This is a genomic window from Nitrospirillum pindoramense, from assembly GCF_007827955.1.
GTDB lineage: Bacteria > Pseudomonadota > Alphaproteobacteria > Azospirillales > Azospirillaceae > Nitrospirillum > Nitrospirillum amazonense_B.
Genome location: NZ_VITR01000014.1, coordinates 159,399 through 181,044, shown reverse-complemented (window position 1 = coordinate 181,044; position 21,646 = coordinate 159,399). Strand labels below are relative to the sequence as shown.

General features: G+C 69.0%; 18 protein-coding genes. 7 read left to right on the top strand and 11 right to left on the bottom strand.

All coding sequences use genetic code 11. The features are described from left to right. The first annotated feature begins 1 nt into the window (after position 1). A complete protein-coding gene (locus FBZ90_RS21865) occupies positions 2-1,465 on the top strand; it encodes an efflux transporter outer membrane subunit (protein WP_145735108.1) in 1,464 nt (487 codons plus the stop codon). Here FBZ90_RS21865 and FBZ90_RS21860 read toward each other — a convergent pair. Then, positions 1,462-2,358, bottom strand: a complete 897-nt coding sequence (locus FBZ90_RS21860) for a LysR substrate-binding domain-containing protein (RefSeq protein WP_186455981.1) — start codon at positions 2,356-2,358, stop codon at positions 1,462-1,464. The two genes, FBZ90_RS21865 and FBZ90_RS21860, sit on opposite strands and share 4 nt — an antisense overlap. Before the next feature lie 7 nt (positions 2,359-2,365). Next, complete coding sequence (locus tag FBZ90_RS21855; RefSeq protein ID WP_186455980.1) at positions 2,366-3,277, bottom strand: LysR family transcriptional regulator; 912 nt, start codon at positions 3,275-3,277, stop codon at positions 2,366-2,368. A gap of 235 nt (positions 3,278-3,512) precedes the next feature. Here FBZ90_RS21855 and FBZ90_RS21850 point away from each other — a divergent pair, with 235 nt between their 5' ends. From FBZ90_RS21850 to FBZ90_RS21840, 3 genes are all read left to right on the top strand, one after another. After that, the gene (locus tag FBZ90_RS21850; RefSeq protein ID WP_186455979.1) at positions 3,513-5,441 is read left to right on the top strand and encodes an FUSC family protein; all 1,929 of its coding nucleotides are present in this window, start codon (positions 3,513-3,515) and stop codon (positions 5,439-5,441) included. A 241-nt stretch (positions 5,442-5,682) separates the two neighbouring features. Continuing rightward, on the top strand, positions 5,683-6,066 hold the full coding sequence (locus tag FBZ90_RS21845) for a response regulator (RefSeq protein WP_145735104.1): 384 nt from the start codon (positions 5,683-5,685) through the stop codon (positions 6,064-6,066). Positions 6,067-6,130: 64 nt separating this feature from the next. Next, positions 6,131-7,579: a PleD family two-component system response regulator gene (locus FBZ90_RS21840; protein ID WP_145735103.1), complete on the top strand. Its 1,449-nt coding sequence runs from the start codon at positions 6,131-6,133 to the stop codon at positions 7,577-7,579. A 34-nt stretch (positions 7,580-7,613) separates the two neighbouring features. Here the strand turns inward: FBZ90_RS21840 and FBZ90_RS21835 are convergent, their stop codons facing one another. Together FBZ90_RS21835 and rpmG are read right to left on the bottom strand one after the other, a co-directional pair. Beyond that, on the bottom strand, positions 7,614-8,444 hold the full coding sequence (locus tag FBZ90_RS21835; RefSeq protein ID WP_145735102.1) for a glycosyltransferase family 25 protein: 831 nt from the start codon (positions 8,442-8,444) through the stop codon (positions 7,614-7,616). A 129-nt stretch (positions 8,445-8,573) separates the two neighbouring features. After that, complete coding sequence (rpmG, locus tag FBZ90_RS21830) at positions 8,574-8,741, bottom strand: 50S ribosomal protein L33 (protein WP_040845325.1); 168 nt, start codon at positions 8,739-8,741, stop codon at positions 8,574-8,576. Positions 8,742-9,046: 305 nt separating this feature from the next. On the opposite strand from rpmG, the gene FBZ90_RS21825 reads away from it, so the two are divergent. Beyond that, on the top strand, positions 9,047-9,220 hold the full coding sequence (locus tag FBZ90_RS21825) for a RebB family R body protein (RefSeq protein WP_145735101.1): 174 nt from the start codon (positions 9,047-9,049) through the stop codon (positions 9,218-9,220). A gap of 14 nt (positions 9,221-9,234) precedes the next feature. On the opposite strand, the gene FBZ90_RS21820 is transcribed toward FBZ90_RS21825, so the two are convergent. The 7 genes from FBZ90_RS21820 to FBZ90_RS21790 form a co-directional block, all read right to left on the bottom strand. Continuing rightward, positions 9,235-10,740, bottom strand: coding sequence for a S41 family peptidase (locus FBZ90_RS21820; protein ID WP_145735100.1), 1,506 nt, complete (start codon positions 10,738-10,740; stop codon positions 9,235-9,237). A 150-nt stretch (positions 10,741-10,890) separates the two neighbouring features. After that, positions 10,891-11,274, bottom strand: a complete 384-nt coding sequence (locus tag FBZ90_RS21815) for a DUF983 domain-containing protein (protein ID WP_246130664.1) — start codon at positions 11,272-11,274, stop codon at positions 10,891-10,893. 188 nt (positions 11,275-11,462) lie between these two features. Beyond that, positions 11,463-11,876 carry a VOC family protein gene (locus FBZ90_RS21810; protein ID WP_145735098.1) on the bottom strand — a complete coding sequence of 138 codons (414 nt, stop codon included), beginning with the start codon at positions 11,874-11,876 and terminating at the stop codon, positions 11,463-11,465. Positions 11,877-11,878: 2 nt separating this feature from the next. Next, a complete protein-coding gene (gene rnr / locus FBZ90_RS21805; protein ID WP_246130663.1) occupies positions 11,879-14,227 on the bottom strand; it encodes a ribonuclease R in 2,349 nt (782 codons plus the stop codon). A gap of 33 nt (positions 14,228-14,260) precedes the next feature. Further along, the gene (gene topA, locus FBZ90_RS21800; protein ID WP_145735097.1) at positions 14,261-16,939 is read right to left on the bottom strand and encodes a type I DNA topoisomerase; all 2,679 of its coding nucleotides are present in this window, start codon (positions 16,937-16,939) and stop codon (positions 14,261-14,263) included. A 67-nt stretch (positions 16,940-17,006) separates the two neighbouring features. Next, positions 17,007-18,125: a DNA-processing protein DprA gene (gene dprA / locus FBZ90_RS21795; RefSeq protein WP_145735096.1), complete on the bottom strand. Its 1,119-nt coding sequence runs from the start codon at positions 18,123-18,125 to the stop codon at positions 17,007-17,009. Then, positions 18,122-19,015 carry a hypothetical protein gene (locus tag FBZ90_RS21790; RefSeq protein ID WP_145735095.1) on the bottom strand — a complete coding sequence of 298 codons (894 nt, stop codon included), beginning with the start codon at positions 19,013-19,015 and terminating at the stop codon, positions 18,122-18,124. The genes dprA and FBZ90_RS21790 overlap by 4 nt, the downstream gene beginning before the upstream one ends. Before the next feature lie 181 nt (positions 19,016-19,196). On the opposite strand from FBZ90_RS21790, the gene FBZ90_RS21785 reads away from it, so the two are divergent. Beyond that, complete coding sequence (locus FBZ90_RS21785; protein ID WP_186455977.1) at positions 19,197-21,068, top strand: lysozyme inhibitor LprI family protein; 1,872 nt, start codon at positions 19,197-19,199, stop codon at positions 21,066-21,068. 97 nt (positions 21,069-21,165) lie between these two features. Next, a complete protein-coding gene (locus FBZ90_RS21780) occupies positions 21,166-21,630 on the top strand; it encodes a MarR family winged helix-turn-helix transcriptional regulator (protein WP_145735093.1) in 465 nt (154 codons plus the stop codon). Positions 21,631-21,646 lie beyond the last annotated feature (16 nt).

Genomic DNA, 21,646 nt, shown 5'->3' with positions numbered 1-21,646 from the left:
CATGACCCGCTGTAAAGCCCTGGCGGCGCTGCTGCTGGGGGGCGTGGTATCGGCCTGCACCGTCGTGGGCCCCGATTACAAGCCGATTCCCCTGGATGACCTGCCCAAGGGCTGGACGGAGCAGTTGCCCCCGGCGGCCGGCGTTGACGCCATGCGCGCCTGGTGGGACAGCTTCCAGGACCCCACCCTCAGCCGCCTGGTCCAGGCGGCCATCGCCGATAACGAAGACCTTAAGATCGCGCGCCAGCGCCTGGTGCAGGCCCGCGCCGCCCGCGTCATCGCCAAGTCCGCCGACCTGCCCGATGTCCGCCTCGGTATCGATCCGGCCTTGCAACGATCCAGTGAAAGCGTGGATTGGCCGGCGGGCATCGGCAGCTATCACACCTGGCAGGCGGAGTTGGATGCCACGTGGGAGATCGACGTCTTCGGTGGCACCCGCCGCGCTGTCGAGGCGGCTGACGCCGACATCGCCGCGACGGAGGAGGGGCGCCGCGCCATCCTGGTCAGCCTGCTGGCGGAGGTGGCGACGGATTACGCCCGGCTGCGCGCGGCCCAGCTGCGCCTGACCATCGCGGAAAACAACATCGCCGTCGCCGCCAAGGCCCTGGACCTGGCCCAGCGGGCTTATCAGCGCGGCTTGGGCACCCTGCTGGACGTGGCGCAGGCCAAGTCACAGCTGGAAACGGTGCAGGCCGCCACCCCGCCGCTGCAGGCCACCGTGGCGCGCATGAGCCACGCCATCGCCATCCTGCTGGGCCGCTATCCGGGAGAGCTGGAGGCTGAGCTGTCCCAGCCGGCACCCTTGCTGACCGTTCCCGCCAGCCTGCCGGTGTCGCTGCCGTCGGAGGTGGTGGCCAACCGGCCGGACATCCGCCGCGCCGACCGGCGCTATGCCGCCGCCAACGCCCGCATCGGCGTGGCCACGGCCGCCAGCCTGCCCCATTTCGCCATCCCGTTGACGCTGATGCCCCAGGCGGCGGACCTGGGCAAGTTGTTCAGCCTGGCCAGCCTGACCTATTCCCTGGGCGCGCAGGTCGCCGGGCCCGTCTACAACGGTGGCCGCGACGACGCCCGCATCACCATGGCCAAGGCGGACGCCGAGGCCGCCCGCATCGATTACGAGCGGACGGTGAAGGAGGCGCTGCGTGATGTGGAGGACGCGCTGGTCAACTACCAGACGGAAAGCCGCCGGCAGCAAAGCCTGGCGGCGGCCCGCGTCGATGCCGCCCAGGCTCTGGACCACGCCACCCGTCTCTATGGCGCCGGCCTCACCGACTTCCTGAAGGTGCTGGACAGCGAACGCCAGGCCTATCAGGCGGAGGATCGGGAGGCGGAGAGCCGCCTGGCCCGGGTGGAACACGTCATCACCCTGTACAAGGCTCTGGGCGGCGGCTGGCAAGGGGTGGATTTGGACGCCGCCCCCGCTGTGGATGGCCCCGCCGGGGCGGCGGCGTCCCGCGATTAGGGTTCCGCCAGCGCGCCCGCCAGGGCGACGAAGGCGCGCACGGCCGGTGCCGCGTCCTGCGCCCGGTGGGCCAGCGCCAGGGTGTAGTGGATGTCGTCGTCGGCCAGGGGGCGATAGACCACGCCCTCCACCGCCATGGAGGCGATGGTTTCCGGCATCAGGGAAACACCCAGGCCCGCCGCCACCAGCCGTATGGTCAGTGAGATCTGCGGCACCGACTGAACCACCTGCGGCGCGAAGCCATGGCGGGCGCACAGCTCGTCGATCAAGCTGCGCAGCTCGGCGGCGGCGGCGCGATGGTGCAGCACCATGGGCTCCCTCGCCAGACCGGCCACCGGGACGGCCGGCAACTGGGCCAGCGGATGGCCCGCCGGCAACGCCACCACCAGCCCCTCCGGCCGCAGCGGCAACACGGCCACGCCGCCCGGCAGGCTGAGCGGCGGCAGGCGGATGAAGCCGACATCCACGTCGCCGGCGGCGATGGCGGCCAATTGCGGGCCCACCGCCATTTCCACCAGGTTCAGGTCCACACCCGGATGAGCCTGCCGGAAATCGCGCAGGACGGCCGGCATGAGGGCGCTGAGTCCCGCGGAACCGACGAAGCCCACCTCTAGCCGCCCGACCTCGCCCCGCCCGGCCAGGCGGCCGATGGTCTCCGTCCGCGCCGCCTGCTCCAAGGTCTTGCGCGCCTCCGCCAGGACCAGGACACCAGCGTCGGTCAGGCTGATCCGGCCGCGCGTCCGGTTCAGCAATTGGGTGCCGATCTGCCGTTCCAGCGATTGGATCTGTTGGGTCAGCGCGGGCTGCACGATGTGCAGCCGCTCCGCCGCCCGGCCGAAGTGCAACTCTTCCGCCAGCAGGACGAAGGACCGCAGCAGTTTCAGTTCCAGCATGATGTCCTCAGGCCTTGGTGGTCGCGCTATGGATGGCGGCGGCGCGGCGGGCCTGGGCCACCAGCGCGCGCGCGGCGGCGGCCCCCTCGTTGGCGCGGTAGACCAGCATGATGGGGGCGGTGTCATCCCCGCCCTTCAAATCCAGCAGCCGCACGCCCTCCTGGCCCATGTTGCGCATGCTGTCCGGCGCCAGCGCCACGCCCAGCCCGGCCTCCACCAGGTTCAGCAGCGGCGGGAAGGCCGGCACCTCCTGCACGATGCGGGGGCTGAACCCGGCCTTGCGGCAGGCGGCGATCATGATGTCATAGATGTTGGGGCCGGCCGTGCGCGGGATGATCAGGAAATCCTCATCCGCCAACTCCGCCAGATCCAGGGTGCCGGCGTCCGCCAGGCGATGGCCCAAGGGCAGGGCCGCCAGCAGCTTTTCCTCCACCACGGCGTAGGTGGTCAGGCCGGGTATCTCCGCCGTCCGGCCGCGCACCAAGGCCACGTCCAGCGCGCCGTCGCGCACCGCGTCGGTCAACTGCCCGAAATCGTTCAGTTCCAGGGTCACCTGCACGCCGGGATGCTGGGCGCGGTAGTCGCGGATCAGCCGGGCGATCCAGGGGTGGGCGGTGACCGACATGCTGAGCCCCATGCGCAGGCGCCCTTTTTCCCCCCGCGCCACCTGCCGCGCGCTGGCCAGGGCCTGATCGATCTGGGCCAGGATGGCCTTGGCGTCCTTCAGGAAGCTGACGCCCACCGCCGTCAGCTCCACCCCTCGGGACAGCCGGTGGAACAGGGGGCTGCCGATCTCCCGCTCCAGCTGCTGGATTTGCTGGCTCAGCGGGGGCTGGCGGATGCCCAGCTTTTCCGCCGCCCGGGTGAAGTGCAGTTCCTCGGCGACGGCGGTGAAATAGCGCAGGTGACGGATGTCCAAGACGGCGTGCCTATGTGTTTTGGATATCGAAAAGCAGTAGGCGATATATTGGACTGTAGGCCAGGTGGGGAGCATCATGCAAATCGATGAACTGGCTGGCGTTCCGCTCATGGGCGGTTCCGGGCCCCAACTCCGCGTGGCGTTTCCCCCCGTGTCCTCCCCAAGCCTAGCCCCCGCCGTCGCCCCCTCGCTTCCCGTCCTCAAGGGGCTTGGACTGCCGCGGATGGGGGAATGGATGCCCAGTCGGGGGGCGGTGGGGCACGCCGTGCGCACGGCGCTGGCCACTTTACTGGCGCTCTACCTCGCCTACGCGCTGCAATTGGAAAGCCCGCAGACGGCGGCGGTGACGGTGCTGATCGTCAGCCATCCCATGAGCGGGGCCGTCATCGCCAAGAGTGTTTGGCGCATCGCCGGCACCCTGGTGGGGGCTGCGGCGGCGTTGGCGCTGATGGCGGGCTTCGGCCAGTCGCCGGAGGCCTTCCTGCTGCTGTACGGCCTGTGGCTGGCGGGCTGCGTGGCGCTGGCCAACCGGCTGCGCCGCTTCCGGTCGTACGCGGCCGTGCTGGCTGGCTACACCTTGGCCCTGGTGGCGCTGGGCGCGGTGGATGATCCCTTGCGCACCTTCGACATCGCCGCGGCTCGGGTGGCGGCCATCGTCGTGGGCGTGCTGGCCAAGATGATGGTATCCGGCATCCTGTGGCCGGTGACGGCGGCCCAGCGGTTGGAGAGCCGGGTGGCCCGCGTCACCGCCGCGGTGATCGGGGCGTTGGCCGATGACCTGACCGGGGCGGGCACGCCCGGCCGCCGGCACCGGGACCTGTTGGCCGAGTTGCAGGGCCTGGATGATCTGGCGACGTACGCGGCGGTGGAATCAGCCGCGTTCCGGCGGCAGTCCGATGGCGCGCGGGTGGCCGCCGCCGCGCTGTTCGGCCTTCTGGCCCGCATGGACGCCGCCCGCCGGGCGCTGGCGTCGCTGCCGGCCGCCGCCGAGCCCTTGCTGGCCTGCCTGAGACCGTTGGGGGAGGGCGACGGCCCGGCCTTCCGCATCGCCGCCGCCGCCGCGCGGCGCCGCCTGAGGGTGGCGCTGCACCTGGCCCATCGGGCCGGCGATACCGCCGCGCTGACCGCCGCGCACCAGTTGGGGGAGGTGCTGGACCTTCTGGTCCAGGTGGCCGTGGCGCGCGACCCGGCCCGCCGCCTGGCCTTCACCCTGCCCGAGCCGGCGGACGGCCCGCTGGGCAGCGCGGTCATCGCGGCGCTCCGCACGCTGATCTCCGTCGGCCTGGCGGCCAGCTTCTGGGTCGCCACCGAATGGCCGGCCGGAACCATCATGCTGAGTTGGACCAGCGCCTTCGGAGCCCTGCTGGCCAGCCGCGCCAACCCGGAGCAGGTCAGCGTCCAGGTTTTTCGCGCCGCCCTGTGGGCGGGGCTGCTGGGCCTGCCCGTGACCTTCCTGCTGCTGCCGGCCTTGTCGGAGTTCTGGGGCCTGTCGTTGGTGCTGGCGCCCATCATCGTGGTCGCCGCCCTGATGTCGCAACGACCGGGGCGGGGGGATTTCGGCAGCTTCATGCCCTTGCTGTTCCTGACCCTGGTGGCCCCCACCAACCCCATGAATTACGACCTGCAGGCGTTTCTCAACGCCGCCGCCGCCATCGTGATGGCCGCCATATGGATTCTGCTGACCTACCGGCTGATCCTGCCGGTGGACGGGAAGGGGGAGGTGCGCCGCCTGCTGGTCAGCTTCTCCGCCAGCGTCCGGGCCTTGGCGTCCGGGGCGGCGTCGCCGGATGGCAAGGCGTGGGAATACCGCCATCATCACCGCCTCGCCCGGCTGGCGGTCTGGGAGGTGGCCTCCGGCGGCGGGGTGGCCGGGAATGGGGACGGCGCCCTGGCCCAGGCGCGCGCCCGCATGGACGTTGGGCGGGCGCTGATCGCCATGCGCGGCCTGCTCCCCGGGCTTGGCCCCCAGGACCGCCGCCGGGCCGAGCTGGTCATGCTGGCGCTGGGGCGACTGATCGAGGACCCGCCCCGCCTCTCCGCCTTCGCCCGGCGGGCGGGCCGCCGGCTGGAGGTGGCGGCGGATGATGCGGAAGGCGCGCGGCGCCGCGGTCTGCTGGACCTCGCCGCCTGGTGCCGGCAATTGGCCGGGGCCCGCCCGGACTGAAAATTATCGCGCGCGGCGATATTCCGGTCGATTCCCTCTAGTCCAACGTTAATCGCGGACTACCTGTTCGGATGAGGTGGGCGCCTTAGGGCTACCCAGAGGGCCTATAACAAGGGTTGGCAGGCACGGATGGCAGCGCGACATCGAACCGGCGGCGCATAACCTGCGGGCGCGCCCCATAACGGTTGTACCCGCCCGACTTGTCCTTTAGTGTAGCCCCCACATCGCTACGGACCGCCTCATGGCCACGGTTGCCGCCGCCAAAAAATGTGTCCTCATCGTTGAGGACAACGAACTTAATATGAAGCTTTTCAATGATCTGCTGGAGGCGCACGGCTATCGCACGGTGCAGACCCGCGATGGCGTCATGGCGGTGGAGTTGGCGCGGCAGCACCGTCCGGACCTTATTCTTATGGATATACAGCTTCCGGAGCTTTCCGGTCTGGACGTGACGCGCTGGTTGAAGGAGGATCAGGAGCTGGGGTCGATCCCGATCATCGCCGTCACGGCCTTTGCCATGAAGGGCGACGAGGAGCGTATCCGGGAAGGCGGTTGTGATGATTACATCGCCAAACCCATCTCAGTCGCCACTTTCATCCGGACAGTTCGGCGCTTTCTGGATTAGGGTGCGCGGTAGTGCCTTTTGATCAAGCTGTGGCGTTTCCGCCGCGGCCGGAATAAGTGGTGTCATGTCGGCTCGCGTCCTGGTCGTTGATGATGTCCTGCCCAACGTCAAGCTGCTCGCGGCGAAGCTGACGCGCGAGTATTTCGACGTCATCACCGCCAGCAGCGGGCCGGAGGCACTGGAGAAGATCAAGGCGCATGCGCCCGACATCGTGCTGCTGGACGTGATGATGCCCGGCATGGACGGGTTTGAGGTGTGCGAGCGCATCCGCAGCGACCCCGCCATCATGCACATCCCCGTCGTGATGGTGACCGCCCTGTCCGACATCGCCGACCGCGTGCGGGGGCTGGAGGCTGGCGCCGACGATTTCCTGACCAAGCCCGTCAACGATGTGGCGCTGTTCGCCCGCGTCCGCTCCCTGGTCCGTCTCAAGATGATGATGGACGAATGGCGCCTGCGCGAAAGCACCTCGGGCCAGCTGGGCATGCTGGTGTCCACCGACAGCATGCACAACCAGTCGGCGGAGGGCGCCAACGTCCTGGTGGTGGAGGACAGCTCCATCGACCTGGACAAGATCACCGAGACGCTGTGCCGCGACCGCGGCCGGGTGGCGGCGGCCGACACCTGCGCCAAGGGCCTGGAGCAGGCGCTGGCTGGTGATTTCGACTTCATCGTCATCAGCCTGACGCTGATGCGGGAGGATGGCCTGCGCCTCTGCTCCCAGCTGCGCTCGCAGGAGAAGACCCGCCAGGTGCCGGTCCTGCTGGTGGCGGACGAAACGGATATCGACCGCGTGGCCAAGGGCCTGGAGCTGGGCGCCAACGATTACCTGATCAAGCCCATCGACCGGAACGAGTTGATGGCCCGGGCGCGCACCCAGATTCGCCGCAAGCGTTATCAGGAGCGGTTGCGCGCGAATTATGAGCAGAGCCTGTCCCTGGCCCTGACCGACAGCCTCACCGGCCTGTTCAACCGCCGTTACTTGAGCGCGCACCTGCCGCGCCTGCTGGACCGGGGCGGCGACAACCACAAGCCGGTGGCCGCCCTGTTGTTCGATATCGACCATTTCAAGGTCGTGAACGACACCTACGGCCACGGCGTGGGGGACGAGGTCTTGAAGGAGGTGGCGCAGCGCGCCAGCCGCAACCTGCGCAACTTCGACCTGGTGGCCCGGCTGGGCGGCGAGGAGTTCGTCGTCGTCATGCCCGACACCGATCTCGCCGCCGGTGTCCTGGTGGCGGAACGCCTGCGCCGCCGCATCGCCGAGACGCCGTTCAAGGTCAGCGTCGATGGCGGGGAGATCACGGTGACCATCTCCGTCGGCGTGGCCGTGGCCGATGGCGCCCTGGGCGATGGCCGCATGGAAACGGGCGACAGCCTGCTGCGCCGGGCCGACATGGCCCTCTATGAGGCCAAGCGCGCCGGTCGCAACCGCGTCGTGACCGACAGCAGCCTGGAGGCGCCGCCGTTGGCCCGTGCCGCCGACACGCCGGATCTCACCCTGCCGGGTTGATGTTTTCTTAGGCGTCGCGCCTATCAGCCGCGTATCAACCCCGGTACAGGCGCTTGCGCACGCTGTCCGACAGGCGCTGCCAGCGGCGGGCCAACTGTATGGCCAGGGGCTGGCCCTCGTGCCGGCCGGCGGGGCGGGCGCCGATGCGCGAATCCATGTCGGTGCGCTGGCGGACGGGGATGGGGCGCACCAGGTAGGGGGCGATGCCGTTGTCCCAGTAACGGTCCATGGTCTGGTCCACCGGCATGAAGATGCGCCGACCGTAGTCCAGCATGCGCCTGGCCCCCTCCAGGCGGATGAGATAGGCGCCGAAGCCCAGCACGTGGGTGCCTAGGCGCACCAGCTCGCCATCGCGCAGGGTTTTAACGGTGCGTCCCCGGAACTTGGGGGACTTGGGCTCGCGCACGCGCGGGCGCAAGGATTCCAGCCGCACCACCTGCCATTCCGGCGCGGGGTCGGCCAGCAGATCGGCCACGATACGGGGCAGGGCGGGGCTCAGCTCCACATCGTCCTCCAGGATGAGGGCGGCGGGGATGTTCTCCCGCACCATGCGCTCATAAAGGCGATAGTGGCTGAGGTAGCAGCCGATCTCCGTGTCCAGCATCTCCACGCCATAGACGCGCAGCGCCTTCGCGCGGTCATAGGCGGCGCGGTCGGCGTCGCCGAGGGCACGGCCGTTCACCGCCGGCACGAACTCCGCCGCTAGCCCCAGGCGCGCGCACTGGTCGGTCATATGCGCGCGCCGCACCCCGTCATGCTCTAGATTGATGACGAAGACGGGGCACGGGAGTGTCGGGCTGGAAGGCACGGAAGCGGTGTTCCCAAGGTTCTGGCGCGCCGGGAGAATACCCCAGCCGCCAGACATGCCAATAGGAAAGGGCCGCTCGAGGAGCGGCCCTTCGCCTGACCAGTGTCCTTAACGGTTCCGGCATTCTGTCGCCCGTGGGGGCGGGGCATAGGGCCGGAACGGCGCGCCCGAGCGGGCGCGCGGGACTTACTTGATCTTGGCTTCCTTGAACAGCACGTGCTTGCGAGCAACCGGATCGTACTTCCGGAACTCCAGCTTCTCGGTCGTCTTGCGCGGGTTCTTCTTCTTCACGTAGAAGAAGCCGGTTTCAGCGGAGCTGATCAGACGGATCAGCACGGTATTCTGCTTGGCCATGACCTTTAATCCCACCTACGACAACCCCGTTCGGTCGCCACTCTGGCGGGTCGGGGGCGGTCAAAAACAATTCCGTACCGTGGCCCTCTGGGGCACGGCGTCGCGGCACTTTAGTCAGCGGGCCCTGAGAGTCAAGGCCAAAGAGCCATACGCCGCGGGAACGGGCGCTGCGGCGGGGGATGCGCGCCGTGCATGGGGCCGCGCCACCCCAGGTGGCCGGCCGCAGGCTGCCCCGACGCCGCTGAATGGACTATTCTGAACGCCTTCCGTGCGATCGTTGCACGGTGCCGGACAGGAGAAACCCCATGGCCTTTCCCACAGTCGTGAACAGCCAGATCACTGATTCGGTGACGCAGAGCAACGTGAAGGTCGTGGGCGAGACACCCGCCCAGGCCGAAGGCGAGCTGTTTCAGACGATGGCGGAATCAACCGGCACATCAATGGAAGGCGGGGCGCCGCCGGCTTCCGCGACGGAATAACGGTCCCGGCCGCGTCAGGGATCATTGCCCGCCGCTGGCTGGTCGGCCAGCAGGGGCTGGCCCGCCAGTTGGGCACGGCGCAACAGGGGTGGGTTAGCCAGCAGATCCTCCGCCACCGTCAGGTCCACCGGCGCCGGGCGATTGCGCTCCGCCGGGCAGGCGGCGGGCGTGCCGATGGGCCGCGGCTGGGCGCGCAAGGGGGCCAGGATGGCGGCGGGGTCGGTCAGCCCGGCGGTGCAGATGGCGGGCGCCAAGCCCTTATGGTCAAACATGCGGCCCGCCGGGGTCAGGATGCGCGACCAGGTGATGAACAGCTCCCCGCCATTGGGCAGGGGGGCGACGGTCTGGACCACGCCTTTGCCGAAGCTGGTGGTGCCCACGTCCAGCGCCCGCCCACTGTCGACCAGGGCGCCCAGCACGATCTCGGCGGAGGACGCGGTCTGTCCATCGGCCAGAACCACCAGGGGGGCGCCGTCCAGGATGTCGTCCGGCGTGGCGTCGTAGTGCTGCACGCTGTCGGGGTGGCGGCCCACGGTGTTCAGGATGGGGCCGCTGGTGATGAACAGGTCGGCCACGGCCACGGCCTGGTCTAGCAGGCCGCCGGTGTTGCCGCGCAGGTCCAGCACCCAGCCCGTGGGCGGGCCCGCCGTGCCGGCGGTGTCGCGCAGGTGGCGGACGGCGGCGGCCAGCGCGTCCGCCGTGCCGGCGTTGAACCGGCTGACATGCAGCACGCCCACCGCGCCCGTCCGCTCCGCCATCACCGTGGGCAGGATGATGCGCTGGCGGCTGATGAGCAGCGTCACCATGCCCCCGGTACGGGCGACGCGCACCGGCACGCCGGTGCCTTCCGGGCCGCTGAGGCGGTTCATCACCGCCTCGACCGTCAGGGTGGGGCCGCCCCCGCCGGTGGTATCCACGGGCAGGCCGCCCACGGCGACGATGACGTCGCCCGCCTGCAGGCCAGCTGTGGCGGCCGGGCTGCCGGGCGCCACGGCGAGGATGCGGAAGCCGCGCGGCGTTTCCTCCAGCGTCACACCGATGCCGACATAGCCCTCCCGCCGCGTCCGCTCCGTCCGCGCCGCCGCCGGCACGGAATAGCGGCTGTAGGGGTCGAGGTCGGCGGTGGCGCCCTCCAGCAGGGCGCGGAACAGGGTTTCCCGGTCCTGCTGGGCCGATGCCAGGTCGGTGGATTGCGCCACCACCCAATCGGTGATGCTGGCGGCCAGGTGCGCCCAGGGCGCCGCGTCTTGGCTTTGGGGCAAGTCGTTGGGGGACAGGGCAAAGGTGCGCGGCGTCCGCTTGCCCACCGCCAGGATCACGGTGGCCTGGTCGGGGGGCACGGTCACCGTCAGGTCCGGCACCACCCGGCCCGCGTGGATCAGGCCATCGACCACCAGGCGGCGCATGTCCACCGGGTCCAGGTACAGCTCATCGATCTTGCCGTAGGCGCTCTGGTAAAACTGCTCGGCGGTGACGCCCTTCCCGCCGGGGCTGCCAGCGCAGGCTGCGAGGGCGAGCATTCCGGCAAGCCCTGACAGGCCGGCAAGCGCTGACAGGCTCCGGGCCAGGGCGGCGCCCCGGCGGATATGCGCAGGCCTGACATTGGCGGTCCGGGCGCGGTTCGCCCGGCAGGTGGCCTGGGCCACGGCGCCTCCCGGTTTGTTGTTCCCTCAGCCGCGGATGCCCATGGCCCACTGCACGCCGATCACCGCCCCCTTGAACAGGGGCAGCAAGGCCAGCGACAGGCCCAGGGTCAACGGTCCCCACAGGGCGGCATGCACCCACAGGGGGGGATGAAAGTTCTGTTCCACCGCCAGGGCGGCGCCGACCACGATATGGCCGACGACGAAGATGGTAAAGTAGGGTGGCGCGTCGTCGGCGCGGAAATTACCCGTTTCCAACCCGCAGTTGGTGCAGACCGGCGCCACCTTGGTATAGCCGACGAACAGGGTGTGGGCGCCGCAGTTGGGGCAGCAGCGGCGCATGCCGCGCATCATGGCCGTGCCGACCATGCCCTTGGGCGGGGCGACGATCTCTTCCTGAGTGTCCGTCAAGGCATCCTCCCTCTCACCGGCGACACTGGGCCTCGGCGTCACCCTGACGGGATTATCGGGGGGAACGGGGTCGGTCGTCATGGCCTAGATGATGGGTATGGATGGAGCCATGGTCCAGGCGCGTTTGCCAGACCTCAGCCTTGCCATCCTCACCTGTTGTGATTTGCACGAATTGTGAGCCGGCGAAATCACACGTTGAGCTGCAACAGGTCCCAGCGGGTTCCGTAAAGGTCCTGGAACACCACCACGGTGCCATAGGACTCGACGCGGGGCTCCTCGCAAAAGGTCACGCCGGCGGCCGCCATGCGATGATAGTCGCGCCAGAAATCGTCGGTGCGCAGGAACAGGAAGACGCGGCCCCCGGCCTGGTTGCCGATGGCGGCCTCCTGCTCCGGCCCCGCCGCCTTGGCCAGCAGCAGGCGGGTCTCGCCAGAGTTTGGCGGCGAGCCGGGCGGCGCCATGACGACCCAGCGCTTGCCGCCGCCCAGGTCGGTATCCTCCACGGCGTCGAAGCCCAGCACGTCGCGGTACCAAGCCTTGGCCTCGTCATAATCGCGCACCACCAGGGCGACGCCGCCGATGAATTGCCGGGGGGTGGTCATACTCAGTCCTTCTTCGGCGGTGGCCGCTTGATGCGGGCCTTGGCCGTCTTTTTGGTCAGCCGCGCGCGCCCGCCCTTGCTGTCTGATTGGCCGCCGGCCAGCCACGGGGCGTCGTCGGTGTCCTCACCCAGCAGGGCGAAGACCATGCTGCCGGAGATGCGGTCGGCCTCGACCAGGCGGACCTTGACGATTGTGCCCAGGCGGTAGGTGCGGCCCCAGCGGCGGCCCACCAGCTGGTGGTTGGCCTCGTCATGGTCGTAGAAGTCGTCCGGCAGGGTGGAGATGGGCACCAGCCCGTCGGCCCCCGTTTCATCCAGGGTGACGAACAGGCCGAAGCGGGTGACGCCGCCGATGCGGCCGGTGAAGGTGCCGCCCACCCTGTCCGACAGATAGGCCGCGACATAGCGATCCAGGGCGTCGCGCTCCGCCGTGGCGGCGCGGCGCTCGGTGACGGAGATATGCTCCCCGACCTGCACCAGGCGGCCCGCTTCCTCCTCATCCAGCCCACCGGGCCCCAGGCCGTAGGCTTTCACCAGGGCGCGGTGCACCACCAGGTCGGCGTAGCGCCGGATGGGGGAGGTGAAGTGGGCGTAGCGCGGCAGGGCCAGGCCGAAATGGCCGATGTTCTCCGGCTGGTACAGCGCCTGGCTTTGGCTGCGCAGGATGACGGTGTTCACCAAGTCCGCCTCCGGCGTCTCCGCCGCTTTGTTCAGGATGCGGGTGAACAGGATGGGCTTCATCACCTGGCCCTTGGCCAGGGTGTAGCCCAGGGACCCCAGGAACTGGCGCAGTGCCTCCAGCTTGTCGCGCGCGGGTTCGGCGTGCACACGGTACATGCAGGGGCTGTGCTTGGCTTCCAGGGCCTCCGCCGCCGCCACGTTGGCGGCGATCATGAATTCCTCCACCAGGCGGTGGCTGTCCAGGCGGGGGCGCACGCCGATGCTCTGGATGGTGCCGGCCTCATCCAGCTTCACCACCCGTTCCGGCAGGTCCAGTTCCAGGGTGCCGCGGGCGTCGCGGGCCTTCTGCAGCACGGTGAAGGCGCCGTACAGCGGATTGATCACCCGCTCCATCAGCGGGCCGGTCAGGTCATCCGGCTGCCCATCCCGGGCCTTCTGCACCTGGGTGTAGGTCAGGCGCGCGACGGAGCGCATGAGGCCGCGCACGAAACGGTGACGCTTCAGGCGCCCTTGCGCGTCGATCCACATGTGGACCGCCAAGCAGGCGCGGTTGACCTCGGGCTTCAGCGAGCACAACTCGTTCGACAGCGCCTCGGGCAGCATGGGCACGACGCGGTCGGGGAAATAGACGCTGTTACCCCGGTCGAAGGCGTTGCGGTCCAGCGCCATGCCGGGACGGACGTAGAAGCTGACGTCGGCGATGGCCACCAGCAGGTGCCAGCCGCCGGGATTGTTGGGGTCGGTGTCGGGTTCGGCGAACACGGCGTCGTCGAAGTCGCGCGCGTCTTCCCCATCGATGGTGACCAGGGGAATGTCGCGCAGGTCGGTGCGCCCCTCCACCGTGGGTTCGGGGGCGGCCTCCGCCTCCTCGATCGCCGCCTTGGCGAACTGGGTGGGGATGGCGTGCTGGGCGATGGCGATCAGGCTGACGGCGCGCGGCTCCTCGATGCTGCCCAGCCGCTCCACCACCCGTACCTGCTTCAGACCCAGGCGGGAGGACGGCAGCAGTTCGGCCACCACCAGCTCGCCAGCTTGCGCGCCCTCCGCGTTGGCGTCGGCCACGGCGAATTCCGCCTTGGCGCGGCGGTCCACCGGCTTCAGCCGGCCGCCGTCACGGGCGCGCTCATAGATGCCGACGATGCGGGTGGCCGTGCCGCCGTCCAGCTTGCGCATGGTGCGGCCTTCGTAGACGTCCTCTTCGCTCTGCGGCCCACTGTCACGTAACTGGGGCTGGCGCGACAGGCGGGCCAGCACGCGGTCGCCCACCGCCAGGGCGGGATGGCCGCGCTTTTCGGCCGCCATGTAGATGCGGGGCGGCGGCGCCTCATGCGCCCAGCTGGTGGGCCTCGCCAGCACCTCGCCATCCGGCGTCACCTCCGCCACGATCAGCACCGCGACCTCGGGCAGGGCGGCGGGCACGGCCACGCGCCGGCCCTCGCCCTTCTCGATGCTGCCCTCGCCCTCCAGCTCCTTCAGCAGCTCCTTCAGGACGATGCGGCCGTCGCCGGTGATGTTGAAGGCGCGGGCGATCTCCCGCTTGCCCACGGGCACGGGGCTGGACTGGATATAGTCCATGATCTCTTCCCGGGTGGGGAAGGGGGCGTCGGCCGCACGGCGGGCCGGCACCGGCCTGGGCGAAGCCCGCCGGGGGCCCTCCGGACGCTTCGGCATGGTACTTCCTTAAGCTCGTGGTGGTCGGCGGGCTCAGTCGCCCGCCGCCGCCTTCTTCACTGTTTTGGCGGCCGCCGGCTTTTTCGCGGCCGTGGCGGTCTTCTTCGGGGCGGCGGCCTTCTTGTCCGCCGTTGCCTTGGTGGTCGCCTTCTTGGCCGCCGTTTTCTTCGGCTTCTCCTCGCCATCAGCCGCGGTGGTGGCCGCCTTCTTGCCGCTGTCCTTGGCCGCCTTGGCCGCCAGCAGCTCCACCGCCTGTTCCAGGGTGATGGTGTCGGCGTTGATGGCCTTGGGGATGCTGGCGAATAGCTTCAGGTGCTTCACATAGGGGCCGAAGCGACCGCTGCCCAGGGTGATGGGCTTGCCGTCCTTGGGATGGTTGCCCAACTCCCGGCCCGCCACCGTCTTGCGCGCCGCCACGCCGGCCAGCAGCACCACGGCCCGGTTCAGGCCGATGGTCAGCACATCGTCGTCCGGCGTCAGGTTCTTGTACGCGTCGCCATGCTTGAGATAGGGGCCGAAGCGGCCGATGCCGGCCGTGATCTCCTGCCCCGTCTCGGGATGCGGCCCCAGGCTGCGCGGCAGCGCCAGCAGGCGCAGCGCGATGTCCAGGTCCACGTCCTGCGGGTTCATGGCGCGCGGCAGCGACACGCGCTTGGGCTTGGGCTCATCCGGCGCGCCGGTCTGGACATAGACGCCATAGGGCCCGCGCTTCATGGACACGGGGTAGCCCGTTTCCGGATCGTTGCCCAGCTCGCGGTCGGCGTTGCCCTCCTCGCCGCCCTCGACGCTCAGGGGGCGGGTGTACTTGCAGCCGGGGTAGTTGGAACAGCCGATGAAGGCGCCGTTCTTGCCCAGCTTCAGCGACAGCCGGCCCTCACCACAGACGGGGCAGACGCGCGGGTCGCGCCCGCCCTCGCTCGGGGCCGGGAAGAAGTGCGGGCCCAGCGCCTCGTCCAGGGCGTCCAGCACCTGGGTGATGGTCAGGTCCTTGGTGCCATCCACCGCGCCGGAGAAGTCGCGCCAGAAATCCCGCAGCACCGTCTTCCAGTCGATGCGGCCGCCGGAGATGTCGTCCAGCTTGGTTTCCAGGTCGGCGGTGAAGCCGTACTCGACATAGCGGTTGAAGAAGTTCTCCAGGAAGGTCGTGACCAGGCGGCCGCGGTCCTCCGGCTCGAACCGGCGCTTTTCCAGGCGGACATAGTTGCGGTCCTGCAGCACCTGCAGGATGCTGGCGTAGGTGGAGGGGCGGCCGATGCCCAGCTCCTCCATCTTCTTCACCAGGCTGGCCTCGGTATAGCGCGGCGGCGGCTGGGTGAAGTGCTGGTCGGACTTGACCTCGCCCTTGGCCAGGTCGTCGCCGTCCTTCATGGCGGGCAGGCGGGTGTCCTTCTCCTCCTCATCGCCGGCGTCGTCGCGGTCCTCCTGATAGACCTTGAGGAAACCGTCGAAGGTGACGATGGAGCCGGTGGCGCGGAACTGTGCCTCCGCTTTGGGCGAGGCGATGTCGACCGACACCTGGTCCAACTCGGCGCTGGCCATCTGGCAAGCCACGGTGCGCTTCCACACCAGCTCGTACAGGCGCTGCTCGTCCTTGTCCAGGAAGCGGCCCATCTGGTCCGGCCGGCGGAACATGTCGGTGGGGCGGATGGCCTCGTGCGCTTCCTGCGCGTTCTTGGCGCTGGATTTGTACACGCGCGGGGCGTTGGGCAGGTACTCGTTGCCGAAGGCGGAGGAGATCAGGCGGCGGGCGCCGTCGATGGCCTCGTTCGACAGCTGCACGCCGTCGGTACGCATATAGGTGATCAGGCCCACCGTCTCGCCGCCGATGTCCACGCCCTCATACAGCTTCTGGGCGATGCGCATGGTCTTGGTGGCGCCGAAGCCCAGCTTGCGGCTGGCCTCCTGCTGCAGGGTGGAGGTGGTGAAGGGCGGGAAGGGGTTGCGGCGCACCTGGCGCCGTTCCACCGACCGCACCATGAAGGACAGCGGCCGGATGGTGGCCAGGGCCGCGTCGGCGTCGCCCTTGTTGCCCAGGGTGAACTTGTCCAGCTTCTTACCGTTCAGGCCCACCAGGCGGGCGGTGAAGGGCGCCCCGGACGGTGTGCGGAACTCCGCCTCGATGGTCCAGTATTCCTGCGGACGGAAGGCCTCGATCTCCGACTCACGCTCGCAGATCAGACGCAGGGCCACAGACTGCACGCGGCCGGCCGAGCGTGAGCCCGGCAGCTTGCGCCACAGCACCGGCGACAGGGTGAAGCCCACCAGATAGTCCAGGGCGCGGCGCGCCAGATAGGCGTCGACCAGTTCCTGATGCACCTCGCGCGGATGGGCGATGGCGTCCAGGACGGCGCTCTTGGTGATCTCGTTGAAGGTGACGCGTTTCACGTCCACCTTGCCGGTGATGCGCTTTTCGTCCAGCAGCTGCTTGACGTGCCAGGCGATGGCCTCCCCCTCGCGATCCGGGTCGGTGGCGAGGTAGATGCGGGTGGCGCCCTTGGCGGCCTTGGTGATGTCGTCGATATGGCGTTTGGAGCGGTCGCCCAGCTCCCACTCCATGGCGAAGTCCTCGTCCGGCTTCACCGAGCCGTCGCGGGCCGGCAGGTCGCGCACATGGCCGTAGCTGGCGAGAACGGTGAAATCATCGCCCAGGTACTTGTTGATGGTCTTCGCCTTGGCCGGCGATTCGACGATGAGGACGTTGCTGCCCGACAAGGGGACCCCGCACTGCAATAGGTGGCGATGCTTTCCGAAACGCTCCCCCGCGGCGGGACCGCCAGCTTCACGCCAGGCTGACCCGGCCGCCGGGATGGCGGTGCAGACGGCCCGCCAGCTCAAGTTCCAGCAGGATGGTCAGCACCACCGCCGCAGACAATTGGCAGTCCCGGACAATTTCGTCAATGTGTACCGGGGTGGGGCTTAAGCACAGGGTCACCTGCGGGCGGGCCGCCTCTATCTCTTTTTCGCCAGGATCGGCCGGGGGCGGGGCGGGGCCGGCGCCCGGCGGCGGGGCGTTGAACGCCGCCAAACCCTGCTGCCCCAGATAGGCCAGGATGTCCTCCGCCGTCTCCACCAACACGGCGCCCTCCTTAAGCAGGCGGTTGCAGCCCTGGGCGCGCGGGTCCAAGGGCGAGCCCGGCACGGCGAAAAGGTCGCGGCCCTGTTCCAGCGCCAGCCGGGCGGTGATCAGCGATCCAGACTTCAGCGCCGCCTCCACCACCAGCACGCCGCGCGACAGGCCGGAGATCAGGCGGTTGCGGCGGGGGAAATGGCGGGCCTGCGGCTCCGTTCCCGGCGGCGATTCGGCCACCAGGGCGCCTTGGTCGGCGATACGGCGGTGCAGTTCCGCGTTTTCCGGCGGGTAGATGACGTCGACGCCTCCGGCCAGCGCGGCGACGGTGCAGCGGTGCAGGGCCGCCTCATGCGCCGCCGTATCGATGCCGCGCGCCAGACCGGAAACGACGGAGATGCCGGCCTCTGCCAGGTCGCGGGCGATCATGGCGGCCAGCTTGCGCCCGGTCAGCGAGGCATTGCGGGCGCCCACGATGGCGACGGACGGGCGACTGAGTCGCGCCGGGTCGCCCAGCACGGTGAGGGCGGGCGGCGCGTCTTCGATGGCGGCCAGCTGGGCGGGATAGTCCGGCTCGCACCAGCACAGCAGGCGGGCGCCCATGCGCTCCAGCGCCACCAGCTCCCGCTCCGCCATCGCGCGGGGCACGATATTCAGGGGACGGTCGCGCCCGCCGCGCCGGGCTAGGTCGGGCAGGGCCTCCAAGGCCGCCGCCGGGGTGCCGAACCGCTCCATCAGCCGGTGGAAGGTGATGGGCCCCACCGACTCCGTGCGCGTCAGGCGTAGCCAGTCCAGGCGCTCGACAGGGGAAAGGGGGCGCGGGCTTCTCAATTCGGCTGTTCCGGAATCTTGAAGCCCAGATAGGTGCCGGCGCTGATGCCCAGGACGCCCAGGCTGTAGGGGTCGAGGTCCGGCATCTTGCGGTGGACCACCGTCTCGATCAGGAACAGCACGCCGATGACCACCGTCCACACCGCCGTCTGGAAACGGTGCAGGCTGATGCCGTTGGCGTCGGTCAGGATGTCGTGGATGAAGTTGCAGGACGCCAGTTGGCGGGCCAGGGTGTCGCGGGTGGCGGTCAGGGTGGGCAGGTCGGCCGGCGGCGTGGCCGGGTCGGCGATCTGCGTCAGCACGGCCTGGTAGGCAGCGAGGATGGGGTTGGTCTTGTTCTGCTCCACCATCGCCGCCCCCATGGCGGTGCCGGTGCCCAGGCCCATCAGGCACAGCGCCTGGCCCGTCAGGGTGTCCAGCTCCCCGGTCACCAGGAAGAGGTAGAGATAGGCCGCCAGCACGATGACGAACCACCAGGCCATCTGGCTTTGCGCCAGGCTGAAGGCCCGGCGCAACGGCTTGCCATGGGCGCCGGTCACGCCGGCGAAGGTGGCGGGCGCGTTGTCGCGCAGCATGTCGGTGGACATGGCCAGGTACAGCAGGGCGGCGGTGACCGCCACCAGCAGCAGCACGCTGCCCACCGCCAGGGTTTTTTCGCCTTGCGGCAGGGATTTCCAGGCCAGCGCGAGGCTGGCATCCCGGGCCGCGGCTGGGTCGGGAACGACTTCGATGTGGGTCATCCGCGTCACGCCCCCGGTGGCAGGCGCGTCCGGGGTCGGCGTGGTGGTGACGGGCGTTTCTGTGACTGTCCCCGGCGGCGCTGTCTGAGCGTCGGCCGTCGTCGCCGCCATATGGAACCCGGCACCCAGCAGCGCCAGCAACGCCGTCACCAAGAATATCCTGCGCACCATGCCCCTCCCCAACCGCAAGGCCCCGCCTGAGAGCGGTAAATCTATCGCGACACACCTATTGAGGGAACGACCAAACAGCGCGCCGCAGTAAAGTGGTGGCATGTGGCGACACGCGGGGGATACCTTGGGTCCATCCGATCGGTTCCTAGAAAGCTGCCCGATGCCGATGCTCGCCCGTCTCGCCCCGCTGGCCGCCGCCCTGTTGCTGATGTGCGCGCCCCTTGGCGTGCAGGCCGCCGTAAACGCGGGTGAGGGACCCAGTTTCAACTGTGCCGCCGCCGCCACGACGGTTGAAAAGGCCATATGCGGAGATGCCAACCTTTCTGCCTTGGACCGCCAGATGAATGAGACCTATCAGCAGGCCGTGCAGGCGGCCAGTTCGGTGGCCGGTCCCTGGAAGGAAGCAGTCTTCCTTGCGCAGCGGATTTGGTTGAGCCAGCGCAGCGAATGCTTTCTCGGCTCCAGTCATGATGCGCCGGATTCGGCGGGCGTGATTTGTCTGGGTCAGGCCTACGAGGCTCAAGTGGAGCGGGTGGCGCTTATCGGTGATTCACTTCGCAAAAGTCAGCAAAACATCCTGCTGCGGCGACAGAACCACGTTATCGAACAGCCCGGTGATGTAGACAGGGATCTAAAATTCCTGCCCGGGCAACTGCTGCGGCCCGCGTTTTCGGGCATGCTGGCGGCGCCGAAGGCTGCAGAGGGGCTTTTCCGCTTGTTCCAGACCACAGAAGCGAGGCTGGGCTTAGCCGTGGTGCTGCGGGTGACGGCTTCTGACCCCAAAGCCCACGATGCGGAAATCCGCCAGCTGTTGACCAAGGTTTCCGAGGCGAAGGACGATGAGAACGTCGCTTATTTCTCCCCTAAGCCGGAAGGCTACGACGGGACCATCGGCAGCTTGGTGATCTTCATGCGGGCTGCCGCCGGGTCGGCGGAGTTTCCCTGCGAGATGTATGAGCGCCATCCGGAATTGATCGATGCTATGGCGGCGGAGTTCGGAAGCTCGCAGGATGGCTATTTGCCCAACGCGGATTGTGGCGCCCGGGCCTATGCCTTGCCAGGCAGCGTATTTGCTATTGAACAGGCTTTGTCAGCTTTTGATGGCGGCGCTTTCGACCGGTGCACCGGAACCATGGGGTCCATGTACCGGCGGAGAGTTCGTCTTGCTGACGTGGCGATGCAGGTCGCTCCGCGCCGGCTGCTGGCGGAGGCGGCGGATCCGGACGAGAAGAACAATTCGGATCATGACCTCAGGATCATGCCCCTGCTGGCGTGGTCCTACGACAGCCCTTGGAACCGTCAGAAATTCATGGCCATACGTGACCTGTTCCTTAAAGCCCGCACGGATTTGGCGGTGATGTACCGTGGCCGCTATGGCCTGAAGGCGGACGAGGCCCTTTTGGCGGCCCATATCGGCCTGAATAACCGCTTCGACTGGACCCTGCGCGGACGGCCTAATGCCTTGCGCGCCGCCATCATGGATGCGGACGCCAAGCCGTCTCTGGCGGAGGTGCTGGCGTCCGGCCCACTGCCGCAAATCGTGGATGCGGAACCGCTGCTGTCGCTGGCCGTGGCGCGGCCGGCATCCCTGGCGGCCCTGCTGGCGGCGGGTGCCCCGGTAGATGGGACCAACCCCATCGGCAAGACGCCCCTGATGACGGCGGCGCAGTTCAACGCGCTGGAGGCGGTGCAGGCGCTGCTGAAGGCCAAGGCAGCCGTGAACCGGCAAAGCCTGGCGCCGGACCGTATCGAAGGCAACGATCCGCCAGGCGAGGGCGATATGCAGTCCGCCTGCGGCACCTATGCCATCACCCACGGCCAGCGCACCGCCCTGATGTATGCCGCCGCCAACGCCGGCCTGCCGGTGATCGAGGCGTTGCTGGCCGCCGGCGCCGATACCGCCCTGAAGGACAGCACCGGCCTGACGGCGCTGGATTATTTGGAGGGGCGGGGCCCGGTGCCGGCCAATCCACTGCTGACGGGTGCCGAGTTGGCCACGGCGCGGACATTGCTCACCCCGCGCGGACTTTGATGGCGGGCGGCGGCGGTGCCAGCCATCGTTGCCACGCCGGACCGATATATGAAGGAAGACTTTGTAGTTTACCTTCCTATCTGTTAGCCTGATGGGCATGAGCGATCCCCTGAACATGCCCGACGCGGGCGACCCCGATGCCTCGGCCGTCATGTCGACGGCGGTGGAACTGCGCGTGGTGCTGGGTCAGCTGCGGCGCAAGTTGCGTGAGCAGGCCAACGTCGGCGACCTGACGCCCTCGCAAATCGCCGTGCTCCGCCGGCTGGACGGTGGGCCGGCCACGGTAACGGCCCTGGCCAAGGCGGAGGGGGTGCGCTCCCAGTCCCTGGGCGCCACCGTCGCCGCTTTGGAGGCGGCCGGCCTGGTGGCCGGCAATCCCGATCCCGCCGATGGCCGCCAGACCTTGTGGGACCTGACCCCCGCCTGCCGGGAGTGGCTGCGGGTAAGCCGCGCCGCGCGGGAGGATTGGTTGTTCCGCGCCATGAACGCCCGCCTGTCGGCGGCGGAGCGGGCCGAACTGGGCCGCGCCGTCGACCTTCTGAAGCGTCTGGTCAACGACTGACAGTCCCAAATTTTAG

Excerpts from the sequence above, each read along its gene's own strand:
- FBZ90_RS21865 (WP_145735108.1), top strand. The coding sequence starts at position 2 with ATGACCCGCTGTAAAGCCCTGGCGGCGCTGCTGCTGGGGGGCGTGGTA.
- FBZ90_RS21860 (WP_186455981.1), bottom strand. The coding sequence starts at position 2,358 with ATGCTGGAACTGAAACTGCTGCGGTCCTTCGTCCTGCTGGCGGAAGAG.
- FBZ90_RS21850 (WP_186455979.1), top strand. The coding sequence starts at position 3,513 with ATGCCCAGTCGGGGGGCGGTGGGGCACGCCGTGCGCACGGCGCTGGCC.
- FBZ90_RS21845 (WP_145735104.1), top strand. The coding sequence starts at position 5,683 with ATGGCCACGGTTGCCGCCGCCAAAAAATGTGTCCTCATCGTTGAGGAC.
- FBZ90_RS21840 (WP_145735103.1), top strand. The coding sequence starts at position 6,131 with ATGTCGGCTCGCGTCCTGGTCGTTGATGATGTCCTGCCCAACGTCAAG.
- FBZ90_RS21835 (WP_145735102.1), bottom strand. The coding sequence starts at position 8,444 with ATGTCTGGCGGCTGGGGTATTCTCCCGGCGCGCCAGAACCTTGGGAAC.
- rpmG (WP_040845325.1), bottom strand. The coding sequence starts at position 8,741 with ATGGCCAAGCAGAATACCGTGCTGATCCGTCTGATCAGCTCCGCTGAA.
- FBZ90_RS21825 (WP_145735101.1), top strand. The coding sequence starts at position 9,047 with ATGGCCTTTCCCACAGTCGTGAACAGCCAGATCACTGATTCGGTGACG.
- FBZ90_RS21820 (WP_145735100.1), bottom strand. The coding sequence starts at position 10,740 with ATGCTCGCCCTCGCAGCCTGCGCTGGCAGCCCCGGCGGGAAGGGCGTC.
- FBZ90_RS21810 (WP_145735098.1), bottom strand. The coding sequence starts at position 11,876 with ATGACCACCCCCCGGCAATTCATCGGCGGCGTCGCCCTGGTGGTGCGC.
- rnr (WP_246130663.1), bottom strand. The coding sequence starts at position 14,227 with ATGCCGAAGCGTCCGGAGGGCCCCCGGCGGGCTTCGCCCAGGCCGGTG.
- FBZ90_RS21785 (WP_186455977.1), top strand. The coding sequence starts at position 19,197 with ATGCCGATGCTCGCCCGTCTCGCCCCGCTGGCCGCCGCCCTGTTGCTG.
- FBZ90_RS21780 (WP_145735093.1), top strand. The coding sequence starts at position 21,166 with ATGAGCGATCCCCTGAACATGCCCGACGCGGGCGACCCCGATGCCTCG.